At 60.2% G+C, this 13,358-nt stretch carries 7 protein-coding genes and 1 pseudogene; 1 reads left to right on the top strand and 7 read right to left on the bottom strand.

The window, feature by feature from the left end:
- Positions 1–235 precede the first annotated feature (235 nt).
- The 6 genes and pseudogenes from HDF14_RS21915 to ileS form a co-directional block, all read right to left on the bottom strand.
- Positions 236–1,069 (bottom strand): cytochrome P460 family protein, encoded by an 834-nt coding sequence (locus tag HDF14_RS21915; RefSeq protein WP_221304813.1) that lies wholly within the window; start codon positions 1,067–1,069, stop codon positions 236–238.
- Positions 1,070–1,450: 381 nt separating this feature from the next.
- Complete coding sequence (locus HDF14_RS21910) at positions 1,451–1,951, bottom strand: DUF4760 domain-containing protein (protein WP_183980883.1); 501 nt, start codon at positions 1,949–1,951, stop codon at positions 1,451–1,453.
- A 61-nt stretch (positions 1,952–2,012) separates the two neighbouring features.
- Positions 2,013–3,446: pseudogene (locus HDF14_RS21905) on the bottom strand (DUF2252 domain-containing protein).
- Positions 3,447–3,596: 150 nt separating this feature from the next.
- Positions 3,597–6,587 (bottom strand): excinuclease ABC subunit UvrA, encoded by a 2,991-nt coding sequence (gene uvrA / locus HDF14_RS21900; protein ID WP_183980882.1) that lies wholly within the window; start codon positions 6,585–6,587, stop codon positions 3,597–3,599.
- 24 nt (positions 6,588–6,611) lie between these two features.
- Entirely contained in the window at positions 6,612–7,157 is a 546-nt protein-coding gene (gene lspA / locus HDF14_RS21895) for a signal peptidase II (protein ID WP_183980881.1), read from the bottom strand.
- Positions 7,157–10,126, bottom strand: a complete 2,970-nt coding sequence (gene ileS / locus HDF14_RS21890; protein WP_183980880.1) for an isoleucine--tRNA ligase — start codon at positions 10,124–10,126, stop codon at positions 7,157–7,159. Before ileS ends, lspA begins: the two co-directional genes overlap by 1 nt.
- 299 nt (positions 10,127–10,425) lie before the next feature.
- On the opposite strand from ileS, the gene HDF14_RS21885 reads away from it, so the two are divergent.
- Entirely contained in the window at positions 10,426–11,508 is a 1,083-nt protein-coding gene (locus HDF14_RS21885) for an energy transducer TonB (RefSeq protein WP_183980879.1), read from the top strand.
- A gap of 70 nt (positions 11,509–11,578) precedes the next feature.
- Here HDF14_RS21885 and HDF14_RS21880 read toward each other — a convergent pair whose 3' ends face one another.
- Positions 11,579–13,285: a methyl-accepting chemotaxis protein gene (locus HDF14_RS21880; RefSeq protein WP_183980878.1), complete on the bottom strand. Its 1,707-nt coding sequence runs from the start codon at positions 13,283–13,285 to the stop codon at positions 11,579–11,581.
- Positions 13,286–13,358 lie beyond the last annotated feature (73 nt).

Raw genomic sequence — 13,358 nt, 5'->3', positions numbered from 1 at the left:
TTTGAAACACGTGGGCGCCGTCAGCGAGATTAGCAGACGCTGCTTTCGCCCGCCAAGCTTGAGTTTCGTATCGAACTCCGCTGCCCGCAACAGTCGGGGGCTTTGGTCCGATGAACCGGTTGTCACTTTTATGGGTTGGAGCTATTTCTTCGCGCTTGGCTTTATTGGAGGACGGCTTCGTGCATCGGCAACAGCTTCTGCACGAGAACAATAAGAACACTCTGCTCCTACGCCATCACCTTTGACCGTAAGCCGTGAAAACGTAATCTTTTGTCTTCACTGCCGTATGGCACGCGAACCCGCACTTGGCGTCGTTCCCCTGCGGTGGCTTGTCACCTAAGTTGCCGAGTCTGAACTTGCCGGAAGCGGCGTCGAACTCGAAGACGCCGTAACCCCATCCGCCGCTGTCCGCGAACCTTTTGCTGTCCTTCACCATGAAGTCTACGTCATGCTGGACGCCTGGCACCGTGGGTGCACCGGGCTCGCCGGCATCGACTTTCGCGACCCAATGGACCTTCGCCATCCTGGCGCCATCCGGAAAGGGCTTGCCGTTACCGGGAATTCCTGCCTTATAGGCATCGATCATTGCAGGGTTTCCGAGGATGGCAGCGACTGCGCCTCCGTTATGGCTGATGGCGATCACCGGCCAGCCTTCGTATCCTCTGAACTCAGCGAACGCGAGGCCATTCGGGACTTTGAGGGTGTATTTGTCCTGTGCGGAAACGACAGCTTGTCCCTGTGACGGGAGAGTTGTGGAGGCGGACGCAGCGCCGACGCGGGGAAGGTTGTGGATGAAACGTGCAAGCTTCCAAGTGTCGTTGTCTGAGATGCGCGACTTCCAGGCGGGCATGCCAGTGAGGCGAACTCCGTTCTGTATGATCCAAAACAGTTCAGCGTCGTTCCAGTGCTGCACGTGAGCGGAGGTCAGGTCCATGGCGGGCGGGGTCATGTTGCGCCCGAGGTCACTGTCTCCGCGCGCATCCGCTCCGTGGCATTGGGCGCACGACCCGAGAAACACCTCGCGGCCCTGGCTCACAACTTCGTCCGTCTCGGGCAGGGGATTGTTCATCTTGCCTGCCTCCAAGGGAATGGCAACGTCTTTAGCGGCATCGGCCAGACTGGTCTCTCCCTGAGAAGGAGTTTTGCCTGCTGTGCAACCTTGAAGCATGGCGCCCAGCGTTGCACTGATTATGCCAAGCATCAGTTTGTGTTGTAGCGCTACGCTCCGATCACAACCGGACCGGACACCAATCCACGGCAGACGCGCCGATTTCCTCATAAGTTCAGGCATGGAGGGTTCCCCTTCACAAAGAAATTTTCTAAGGTCCGATCCAGCGTGTGTCACCTACAAAGCTTCTGATGTTTGGAATTAGAATGCGGAGGTATTTACTTTTACTGCGCCCCGTCACGCGCTAACGCGGCGCGATGTGATCTATTTTTACCCCGGCGCTCATGTTTTGGGAAGACTGGCTTTCTTCCCGCGTGACTTGATTGGAGGACGGCTTCGTGTTTCGGCGAGGGCTGCCAGGCCCTTTTGCATGGATTCGAGACGCTTGCGGCCGGTCCGTGATCCTTCTACAAGTTGTTCGACGTTTATCACAAACTCGGGCAGGTCCATCTCCTGGCGAAACTGGGCCAGGTAGGGTTGAATTTTGGCGTATTGGAAGTACATCTCAGGGCAAGTGTCGTAGAGCAGCTCGGCATCGAGGGCACCGCTTTTTACAAAGGCGGCGACCATCTGCCAGTATCCATACACCTGAAGAACGAAGCTGCTTTGCTTGTCGCCTGCGCTCACGATTTGGATGAATTCGCTCGCGGATGCGGGAAGAAACGCGCCGCCTACATAGGAGCGAGCTTCCCGCATGACGGTCTCTCGCCGTAGTTCATACAGCTTGAGAATCAGTTCCGCTTGCCGAATTGCGTTGGCGGTGGTCGTCTTCTTCTTTCTCATCGCCTACACGATAACAGGCTCGTCGAGGGATGGACTGCGTAAAGGCGAAAAATTAGAGAGTTCAGGCGATTTCAGAGACTTTGATTCGCTTGGTGCGCGCTGCTTCTTTGAGTTTGTCGTAGTCGCGCTCGTTTCGTTCGCTGTAAGAGAAAGCGAATTTGGTAAGCGCTTCGTCGATCTCGTCGGTCTTGCCCAGGTAGCCTGCGATGGTTGCGGCGTCTCCCGATTTGGCGTGCGCCAGAGCAAGACCCCAACCGCACAAGCGACAGTATGCTTCCATCCCTTTGTGGTTCGTGGTTGCGGGGTCGAAGTCGTAGCTGCCTTTCATATCTCGTAGCTGACGAACGTAGAAGCTGGTTTTGTTGAAGAATCCCCATCCCAGAAGAATGTCTGAAGAGCCCTGGATCAGATGTTGTCCGGACACTACGCGAAGGCCTTCGTTCTGGAATTTGGGTGCCTTCAGGTACGGTGCGAGTACGGACTCCTGAGCTTCCTTATATTGCAGGAAGAGCGGATCGCCTTCGTCCTTGCCTCGCATGAATCCTATCCAACAACGTGTGCCGACGCTGCCCACACCGACTACCTTTCGGGCCACGTCCACGACCTGATAGCGTGAGACGAGTTGTCTTCGGTCTTCGGTCAGTGAAGCGAGATATTGTTCGAGGAACAGTCCTAGAGCTTCGCGAATCGGCAAGCCTTGGTCCGTCTTTGTCTCGCGCACGACGAACGGAGCGTTTTCAACGATTCGTTGTTTGTTGTCGACCAGGTCCGTCATCTTCTCCAATACCTGGAGGTGTGATCCTTTCTTTGCCTTGTTAATGGCCTTCTTCCATTTGCCCAGAAATTGCGGCGGCGCTGCTGCGAGGATGTCGTCTTCGTGAATGACGGAATACCATGTGGCCAGATAGCCCATTTCGGCGAATTCACGAATACGTTGCCGGTAGGAGCTGACGATTGCGCGGCTGTAGGCTTCGCAGTCTGCATGATCTTTTCCGATGAATTGACCGGCGACGACGGCGCTGGTTGCGAGCCGTTTCAGGTCCCACTCCCACGGTCCGGGGATTGTCTCGTCGAAGTCATTGATGCCGAAGACAAGGTTGCGTTCGGGAGAGGCATAGACCGCGAAGTTTGAGACGTGCATGTCACCGCAGAGCTGAACCTAAAGGCCAGTGACTTGCGATGCTGCGAGATCCTGCGCCATGACGGCCGCTGTGCCACGTAGGAACGCGAAGGGCGATTGCAGCATTCGGGCATAACGGACGGGGACGAGTTCCTGGAGCCGGGTCTTCGCCTGGGCTTCGAGGATTGCGACAGGATCTTTGCGGTTCTTCGGGAGTTGGTTGTCCGCGAGGCTTGCCCTTGGCACGGTGGTTCTCAGGCGCTTTCCGGCGTCTTCACGGTCGGTTACGGATGGACGCGGCGCGGTGAACTGGTCGGCGAGCTTTTTGCTGGCGGTTGGAACCTTGGCAGGCGAGGCTTTTGTCGCTTTCGGCATTCGCGGTTCCTCTAATGGAAGCTCTCTCTTCAACTGCTTCCCGAGACCCGATGCTGGTCAGATTGTGTCTATGAGCCCTTCAGGAAATAAGTTTGTCGAAGGGATCAAATGTTCTCTTATGCCGTGCATCACGTCAAGTTTGTTGGTGAGCTACGCGGTGACCTGGAGCTCTGGTTCGGCTTTAGGGACGGCGAGGTTGAGGACGGGAGCGAGCCAGTGGCCGGTGTGGCTTCGCGGGTTGGCGGCGATCTCTTCGGGGGTGCCGGTGGCTACGATTTGGCCGCCGCCGGAGCCGCCTTCGGGGCCCATGTCGATGACCCAGTCGGCGGATTTAATGACATCGAGGTTGTGCTCGATGACGAGGAGGGAGCCGCCGCCTTCGATGAGCTTGCGGAGTGCGGCGAGGAGTTTGGCGACGTCGTCGAAGTGGAGGCCGGTGGTGGGCTCGTCGAGGATGTAGAGGGTGCGGCTACGGGCTTTGGCGGCGGTGTCGTTGGAGCTGCGCGTGGTGATGCTGCGTGCGGTGGCGAGGTGGGAGGCGAGTTTGACGCGCTGGGCTTCGCCGCCGGAGAGCGTGGTGGCGGATTGGCCGAGACGGACGTAGCCGAGACCGACTTCGTCGAGGACGTAGAGTTTGTCGATGATCCTGGGGTGGCCGGCGAAGTAGACGAGGGCTTCCTTGACTGTCATGTTGAGGACGTCGTGGATGTTCTTGCCTTTGTAGCGGATGTCGAGGATGGAGGATTTGTAGCGTGTTCCGTTACATTCTTCGCATGGGAGTTCGATGTCGGCGAGGAACTGCATCTCGACGGTGACGGTACCGTCGCCTTCGCAAACGTCGCAGCGACCGCCGGGGACGTTGAAGGAGAAGTGTCCGGGACCGAAGCTGCGGCGCTTGGCGTCGGGCTGGGCGGCAAAGAGGGCGCGAATGTCGTCGAAGGCTTTGATATATGTAACTGGATTAGATCGCGGGGTGCGGCCGATGGGGGACTGGTCGACGAGGATGACGTCGTTGAGGTGCTGGGTTCCGGAGAGTTCGCGATAGAGGTGCGCGGGATCGGCGCCTTCGGTTTGCCCGAGCGACTGCATGAGGGCTCGGTAGAGGACCTGGTGGACGATGGTGGATTTGCCGGAGCCGCTGACACCGGTGACGCAGCAGAGGAGGCCGAGGGGAATGTCGATGTCGACGCCGCGGAGGTTGTGGATTCGGGCGCCGGTGAGCTTGAGGTGCTCGCGGCCGGGTTCGCGGCGGTGTTTGGGGACGGGGATGGTGAGGCGGCCGGAGAGATATTTTCCGGTGATGGAGTTTGGGTTTGCGGTGACTTCGGCGACGGTGCCGGAGGCAAGGAGATGGCCGCCCAGCTCGCCTGCGCCGGGGCCGAGGTCGAGGAGATGGTCGGCGGCGCGGATCACGTCGGGGTCGTGCTCGACGACGAGGATGGTGTTGCCGAGGTCGCGGAGATCTTTCATGATGCCGATGAGCTTGGCGGTATCTCGGGTGTGGAGGCCGATGCTGGGCTCGTCGAGGACGTAGAGGGCTCCGACTAGGCGCGAGCCCAGGGAGGTTGCGAGCTGGATGCGCTGGGCTTCGCCGCCGGAGAGGGTGGAGCTGAGACGGTCGAGAGTGAGGTAATCGAGGCCGACCTGAAGGAGAAAGTGGACGCGCTGGCGGACTTCTTCGAGGATTTTGCCGGCTACTTCTAAGTGTGCCGGTGATAGTTGCAAATTATCAAAGAAGGTTTGCGCGGCGGTGATGGTGAGAGCGCTGGTCTCGCAGATGTTTTGGTTGTTGATTAAGACGGCGCGTGCTTCGGCGCGGAGGCGCTGGCCGCGGCAGTCGGGGCAGAGGGCGTAGCCGCGGTATTTGGAGAGGAAGACGCGGACATGGAGTTTGTATTTTTTGCGTTCGAGCGCGGCGAAGAAGCCGCGGATGCCGGGGAAGGTGCCGTTGCCGTCTTCGATGAAGGCTTGCTGCGCAGGTGTGAGGTCATACCATGGAACGTCGGTGGGGATGCCAGCGGCTTTAGCGGCACGCTTCATTTCGCCGTGGTGGGGGCGGTACTTTGTGGTAGTCCAGGGGGCGATGGCGCCTTCGTCGAGGGTCTTCGACTTGTCGGGGATGATGAGGTTGGGATCGAAGTCGATGGTGTTGCCGAAGCCCTGGCAGCGCGGGCATGCGCCGTAGGGATTGTTGAAGGAGAAGAGACGCGGTTCGGGTTCGCGATAGGCGCGGTGGCAGGTGGTGCACTCGAACGCTGCGGAGAATCGATACTTCGTTGCGGGTTCGGTTTCTTCGCGCGGAACGGTGTGGAATTGGACTTCGCCTGATTCACGGTAGCCGGTCTCGATGGCGTCGACGATTCTGGCGCGGCTCTCGGGGGTGATGGCGAGGCGGTCGATGAGGACGAAGATGGGTTGGGTGAAGTCGAGTTCGAGGAGAGATTCGGGGGTGGAAAATTCTACGATTTTGCCGGATTGGTAGAGACGGTTGTAACCGCGGCGGCGCAGTTCGGTGAGGCGGTCTTTGAGTGCGTCGGTAAGGGTGAGAGTCTCGATCGCTGCGGGCTTTGTGGACTTCGCGGATTTCTTTGCGGCGGTCTTTTTGGGCTTGGGGGCTTCGACCTCGACGTCGGGTGTGGCGATCTGCATCGGCTCGAGTTTTACTTCGGTGCGGATGATGGGGAAGAGGACGTGGGTGCGCGTGCCTTCAGGTAGGGCGAAGAGGGTGGTGATGATTTCGTCTACGGTGTCGTGCTTGACGATGCCACCGCAGTGGAGGCAGGTGACGGTGCCGCAGCGGGCGTAGAGGAGGCGGAGGTAGTCGTAGATCTCGGTTGCGGTGGCGACGGTGGATCGAGGATTGCGGGTTTGGTTTTTTTGCTTGATGGCAATGGCGGGGGCCAAGCCGTCCATGTGGTCGACGTCGGGCTTTTCGATGCGCTCGAGGAACTGGCGGGCGTAGGCCGAGAGAGATTCGACGTAACGGCGCTGGCCTTCGGCGTAGACGGTGTCGAATGCGAGCGAGGATTTGCCGGAACCGCTTACGCCGCTGACGACGGTGAGGGCGTTGTGCGGGATGTCGACGTCGATGCCCTTCAGGTTGTGGGTTCGTGCGCCGCGGATTGTGATCTGGTCATTCATAGGGAGTGGTGTACAGGGTGAGGCTTAGGCGTCAGTTGGTTGCGGGCGGAAGATTTCGATGAGGAGGAGGCAGGCGCCGATGACGATGCAGCTGTCGGCTACGTTGAAGTCGGGCCAGTGGTAGCTGCCGATGTGGACTTCGAGGAAGTCGACGACGTAGCTGTAGCGGACGCGGTCGTAGAGGTTGCCGACGGCTCCGCCGAGGATGAGTGCTAGAGCGACGGAACTGAGAGTGAGGACGCGCCCTGCTCGCCACAGCATTCCGATGAGGACGACGGCGGCGATGATGGAGAAGGCGATGAGAATGTTGCGGACGGTTGTGGGCGAGGCTGATTCGGCAAACATGCTGAAGGCGGCGCCGGTGTTGTGGACGTCGGTGATGCGGAAGATGTTGGGGATGACGGTGTGGGCCTGGCCGTTGGGGAGCTGCTGGACGACCATGCGTTTGGTGATGCGGTCGAGGATGACGACTGCTGCGGCAATAGCGAGCGCAACGCCGCGTTGATCGCGTGGTTTGGTCGCGATGGCTGGCGTTGCGGCTTCGTAGGTCGTCTTGTTCGGTGAGGACATCAGGCTTGCGGCTCCGTTGAGTTGCTCGGTGGTGAGTCGTAGGGTGGGAAGTGAATGGCTTCGAGAGCGTCGGCGCAGCGAAGGCAGACGGTTGGGTAGTTGGCTTCTTGGCCTACGTCTTCGGTGAAGCGCCAGCAGCGCTCGCACTTCGAACCTGCGGCGGGTTTCGCTTGGACGTAGAAGGCTCCTTTTTCTACGTTGCCTTCGGTGATGATGGCGTTCGAGATTTCAACCTGCGCTACGCCGAAGAGCTCGGGAAGGATGGATTTGTATTGCTCGAAGACCGGGTTCGGTTTCTCGGCAACGCTGTTTAGCCAGCCGAGCACGATCTGGGTCTCGGAGGGCTTGTTGCTGATGGTCTTTGCGGTGCGCGCTTCTTCGAGGACCTTGAGGACCTCGTCGCGGAGGGTGAGGAGTTGGTCCCAGTCTTCTTCGAGCTGGCGGGTGGTGCCGGGGATGATCTCGGCCATGGCGGGGAAGAGCGCGAGATGGACGCTGGCTTCTCGGTTCGGTGAGGGCGGGAGGAGCGCCCATACTTCGTCGGCGGTGAAGCTGAGGATGGGGGCGATGAGGCGAGTGAGGGTTTCGGCGATGCGCCAGAGTGCGGTTTGCGCGCTGCGGCGGCCGGGGTGGTTGGGGGCGAAGGTGTAAAGCCGGTCTTTGAGGACGTCGAGGTAGAGCGCGCTGAGGTCGGTGTTCACGTACTCGTTGAGCGCGTGATAGGCGCGGTGGAACTCGAAGTCGTCGTACGCGGCGCGGATTTTGGCGTCGAGCTCGGCGGTGCGGGCGAGGATGTACTGGTCTAGCGGTTGCAGGTTGGCGAAGGCGATGGCGTCGGCCGCGGGATTGAAGTCGTGGATGTTGCCGAGGAGGAAGCGCAGGGTGTTGCGCAGCTTGCGGTAGTTGTCGCTGACGCGCTGCATGAGGTTTTCGCTGGCGGCTACGTCTTCGCGGAAGTCGACGGAGGCTACCCAGAGACGGATGACTTCCGCGCCGAGACGCTTGGCGATGTCTACAGGATCTACTCCGTTGCCGAGGCTCTTTGAGAAAGCGCGGCCCTGCTCGTCGAGGGTCCAGCCGGAGGTTGCGACCATCTTGTAGGGGGCGTGGTTGCGTACGGCGACTGATGTGAGAAGCGAGGAGTGGAACCAGCCGCGGTGCTGGTCGCCGCCTTCGGTGTAGAGGTCGGCGGGGGAGTGGAGTTCGGGTTCGAGGTCGAGGACGGCGTGCCAGCTTGCCCCAGACTCGAACCAGACGTCGAGGATGTCCATCTCTTTGCGGAACTCCTGGTGATGGCAGCTTGCGCAGGCGGTTCCGGCGGGGAGGAGCGCTGCGGCTTCGTGCGCGTACCAGGCGTCGGCACCCTCTTTCTTGAAGAGATCGACAATGCTCTGGTTGACGGCGGGTTCGTTGAGAGGCTCGCCGCATTTGTCGCAGAGGAAGACGGCGATGGGAACGCCCCAGATGCGCTGGCGGGAGATGCACCAGTCGGGCCGGGTGGCGATCATGTTGGAGATGCGCTCTTCGCCCCAGGCGGGATCCCAGACGACTTTTTTGATCTCGTCAAGGGCGCGCTGACGGAAGGTGGTGACGGTGCCTTCGTCGGTGATCATCGGAGTTTCCATGCCGATGAACCACTGTTCGGTGGCGCGGACGATGACGGGGTTGTGGCAGCGCCAGCAGTGCGGGTAGGAGTGCTCGAAGCTGGTGTCGCTGAGGAGTGCGCCGCGCTCGCGGAGGAGCTCGATGATGGGCGCGTTGGATTTGAAGACGGTGAGTCCTTCGTAGGGTTCGCCAGGCTGGCCGCCATTCAGCTCGGTGTGACGCTGCTTGCCGGCGTTGTCGACGTATTGAATCTCGGGGAGGTGGTAGCGATGACCAGTATAGAAGTCGTCGACGCCGTGGGCGGGTGAGGTGTGAACGGCTCCGGTGCCTTGCTCGGCAGTGACGTAGTCGGCGGTGACGCCGAGGATGCTGCGATCGAGGAAGGGGTGCCGGAAGGTGGCGTGCTCGAGATGATTGCCGGTGAAGACGGCGACGATGTCGGCCTGGGACGCGGGCTCGGCGGGGTTCTTCGCGCTCATCAGGCGGCAGTGGGTGATGACCGAAGACATGAGCGCTTGCGCGACGATGTAGGTGCCGCCTTCGCATCCGAGAGCGACGTATTCGAGGAGTGTGTTGAAGGCTACAGCCTGGGACGCGGGGAGTGTCCAGGGTGTGGTGGTCCAGATGATGGTGTAGAGGTCTTTTATTCCGGCGAGCGATGGGGCGATGACCGATGGATCGCTGGTGAGGGCGTAGCGGACGTAGACGCTGGGCGAGGTGTGTTGTTCGTATTCGACCTCGGCTTCGGCGAGCGCGGTGCGGTCGTGGATGCACCAGTAGACGGGCTTGAGGCCTTTGTAGACAAATTTTTTCTCGAAAAAGTCGTAGAAGGTTTCGACGATGCTGGCTTCGTAGCCGAAGCTCATGGTGAGGTAAGGATCGTTCCAGCGGCCGAAGACGCCGATGCGCTCGAACTGGCTGCGCTGGAGGTCGACGTACTTCTGCGCGTACTCGCGGCAGGCGCGGCGGACGGCGATGGGATCCATCTCGAGTTTTTTGCGGCCTAGCTGCTCGTCGACTTTGATCTCGATGGGGAGGCCGTGGCAGTCCCAGCCGGGAACGTAGGGGGCGTCGAAGCCGGCCATGGTCTTGGTTTTGACGACGAAGTCCTTGATGCACTTGTTGAGAGCGTGGCCGAGGTGGATGGCTCCGTTGGCGTAGGGAGGGCCGTCGTGGAGGATGTATTTGGGCTGGCCGGCGCGGGCGGTGCGGATCTGGGCGTATAAGTCGCCTTGCTGCCACGCTTCGAGGCGTGCGGGCTCGTTCTGCGGCAGGTTGGCCTTCATGGGGAAGGCGGTCTGCGGGAGGTTCAGCGTCGACTTTAGCGCTTTGACTTCGGGTTTTGCCTGGGTTGCTTCCGACATTCGGTCCTCTTGGTTCGTTGTGACAAAGATCCAGTTTGTGGCAAACCTCTATTGTAGACGGCGCGGAGGGGTGGTACATAGGATGGCAAGGAGACATTCGCATGGTGTCGTGCGTCCAAGGTAACGAGCGCCCGTTGGCGAATGTTTGTAGAATGTTAACAATCAGGTGCTGTTGCCAGAGCCGGGCGAGAACCGACCTGGCATTTGGAACGTAAGAAGAGCAGTAGATTCAGGGCGGTCATGATTTTTGGAAGTGGTGTGCGGAGGCTGCGGCTTACTGCACCGAGGCGAAACAGCTTATGGCGAATAGTTTATTGACACCACCACCGCAGATAGACCCAGAGAGACAGGCTCCGACCCTGCGACCGGCAGATGCTCCAAAGTTGAACGAAGAGACCGATGGGTCCATGTGGACGTCGTTCTTTGCGAACCTTCGGGACGCGTTCAGCAAGTCAAATGAGGCTCCGCTGCAGTTGGAGTCGAAGCCAGTTGACAGCGACATGGTTATCGAGGAGGAGGGAGTCTTTGCATCCCTTGGGAGCAGCATTCGGGATGTGTTTTTCCCGGTAAAACTGCCGCCTCTGGTCCTGGAATCGAAGCCGATCGCTGTCGTCGATCGGATGAAGACGAAGCAGAATCCGATTGCGACGACCTCCGCGGTGATCATCTACGGGTTGATTATTCTGCTGATCGCGTTTCTGCTGGCGAAGAAGGTTCAGTTTTCAGCTCCGGTCAAGACAATGCAGGTGACGGAACTTTCCGTTCCCCCGCAGGCTCCGCCAAGGGCTCAGGCGATGGGCGGAGGCGGTGGACAAAAAGGGCCAACTCCGGTGGTTAAGGGATCTCCTCCGAAGTTCGCGGATACTCAGATAGTTCCGCCGAACAAGCCTCCGCTGGTTGAGCCCAAGATCAAGATCGACCCGACGATTGAAGTGCAGCAGGATGTAAAGATGGCCAGCAACTTGCCGCAGGTCGGAGTTCCGAACTCGCCGATCATTGGGCCATATTCGGGCGGCGGCGGCACGGGCACTGGTCTTGGATCGGGCAACGGTTCGGGGCTTGGGCCGGGCTCGGGTGGAAATACCGGTGGTGGACCGAAGCGAATTGGTGGAGGGGTTTCGGCTCCGGTGCTGATCTTCTCGGTTGAGCCGGAGTTTTCTGAGGAAGCTCGGAAGGCGAAGGTTGCCGGAAACGTTCTGGTCAATCTATGGGTCGATACCAACGGGAATCCGAGCCACGTTCACGTGATTCGCGGCGTTGGAATGGGTCTGGATGAGAAGGCTATGGAAGCGGTGAGACAGTACAAGTTCAAGCCGGCGATGGAGAACGGAAGGCCTGTTCTGGTCGAGCTGAACGTTGAGGTCAACTTCCAGATCTTCTAAGGTTGTTCTCTGCTAAACGAAGAGGCCCGCTGTGTGCGGGCCTCTTCGCTTTTGGGGAGGATGCGGTTGTTTATGCGGGTTGGAAGGTGGCATGACGTTTCGTGCTGCTCTCGACGCGAACCAGTCTTGAGTCCGGTGCGGATTTGAGGCTGAAGCGGTCGACCTGCTGCTCGAGCGTGACGGCGGTGGAGCGGAGCGATTCGATTCCAGCCGCGGTGGTGGCCATCTCGGTGAGATTTTCGTGGCTGAGGGAGTGGATCGAGTGCAGGCTGGCGCTGGACTGATCGGCGGCGGCGGTTTGCTGGGACGCGGCGATGGCGATCTGGGCGATCATGCGATCGACGCGCTCGGCCATACCGATGATGCGCTCGAGGGCTTCGCCTGCCTGGTTGGTGGTGATGACGCCCTGCTGTACGGTTCCGGTGCCGCTCTCCATGCTGGCGATGGCGGTGAGGGTGCGATCCTGAATGCCCTGAATCATGCTGGCGATCTCGCCGGTAGCCTGCGCGGTGGACTCGGCGAGACGGCGGACTTCTCCGGCGACTACGGCGAAGCCGCGGCCCTGGTCACCTGCGCGAGCGGCCTCGATGGCTGCGTTGAGCGCTAGCAGGTTGGTCTTGCGGGCGATCTCATCGATGACGGTGACGATCTGCGAGATGCGACGAGAGTCGTCACCAAGGAGGCCGACGGTGGCGGAGGTGTCGCTGACGGCTGTGGCGATGGAGTGCATGCTGCCGAGGACCTGCTTGACGATGGTGCCGCCTTCGCGTGCGGTTTCGGCGGCGCTGCGGGCGGTCTCTGCGGCGGATTGGGTGTGGCGGGAGACCTCGGCGATGGAGGCAGACATCTCCTGCATGGCGGTGGCGGCCTGCTGGGTCTGCTGACTCTGCTGGTCCATACGGCGATGGATCTGGTCGCTGGCTGAGCCCATAGTGGCGGCGCTGCCGGTGATGGTGGAGACGGTCTCGGCGAGGGTTCCGATGATTCCGGCGAGATTGGTCTGCATCTTCTGGACTGCGTTTGCGAGAGCGCCGGTCTGGTCGGTGGTGTCGAGGGCGAGGGGCTGGCCGCTGAGGTCGCCTGCGGCGATGGCGTCGGCACGCTGCATGACAACGTTCAGGGCATAGGCGATCTTTCGTCCGAGGTAGACCGATACCGTGATGCCGATGAGAGAGGCGATGATGGTGCCCAGCCAAAGGACGATGAGAGTGAAGTGGTTGGCTCCGCGGAGCTGTGCCTGCTCATCGTTGGCGAGGCGGGTCTGCGACTGGGCGATCTCGGTGATGTTGGAGAAGAGGCTTTTTTCAAGAGGCAGAATCTGGTTCTGCAGGGTGTCGTAGGCTGCAGCGGAGCCTTGGGGAGTCTTCGATTCGTTCAGGGTCTCAACCTTCTCTTCGAGTGTCTTGAGCGCGGCTAGATCGGAGTCGAGGGCAATTAGACGTGGGGCGTCGGAGCCGAGATCGAAGTGCGAAGTCTGCTGATGAAGCAGGGCGAGCGAGCTCTCGGCCTGCTCGAACTCATCGCGTCGCGACTTGCGATAGATTGCGGAGGAGTTCGCATCAATGCCGAAGAGCATGTAGGACTCAAGCAGACGAACGGTGTCGGTGAAGTGCGAGCGGATGTCGCGACTGGACATGATGACGGGGATCCGGTTCTCCGTGACCATGTTCGACAGGACGTTGGCCTCTTCGATGTATCGGTGGGCGATACTTGCGCTGAGAACGGTAGTGGCGACGATAGCGCCAGTCATCAGGAACATCTTCGACTGCAGTTGCATGAGGACCTCGGAGCGAAGTTAGAGAGTAGGTCGATTTAAAGCGTTGGCAGATACCGTCGGATTGATCCCGACG

Source organism: Tunturiibacter gelidiferens, assembly GCF_014201335.1.
In the GTDB taxonomy this organism is placed as follows: Bacteria; Acidobacteriota; Terriglobia; order Terriglobales; family Acidobacteriaceae; genus Edaphobacter; species Edaphobacter lichenicola_E.
The sequence above is the reverse complement of the archived record's forward strand: the minus strand, read 5'-3'. Positions and strand labels throughout refer to the sequence as shown.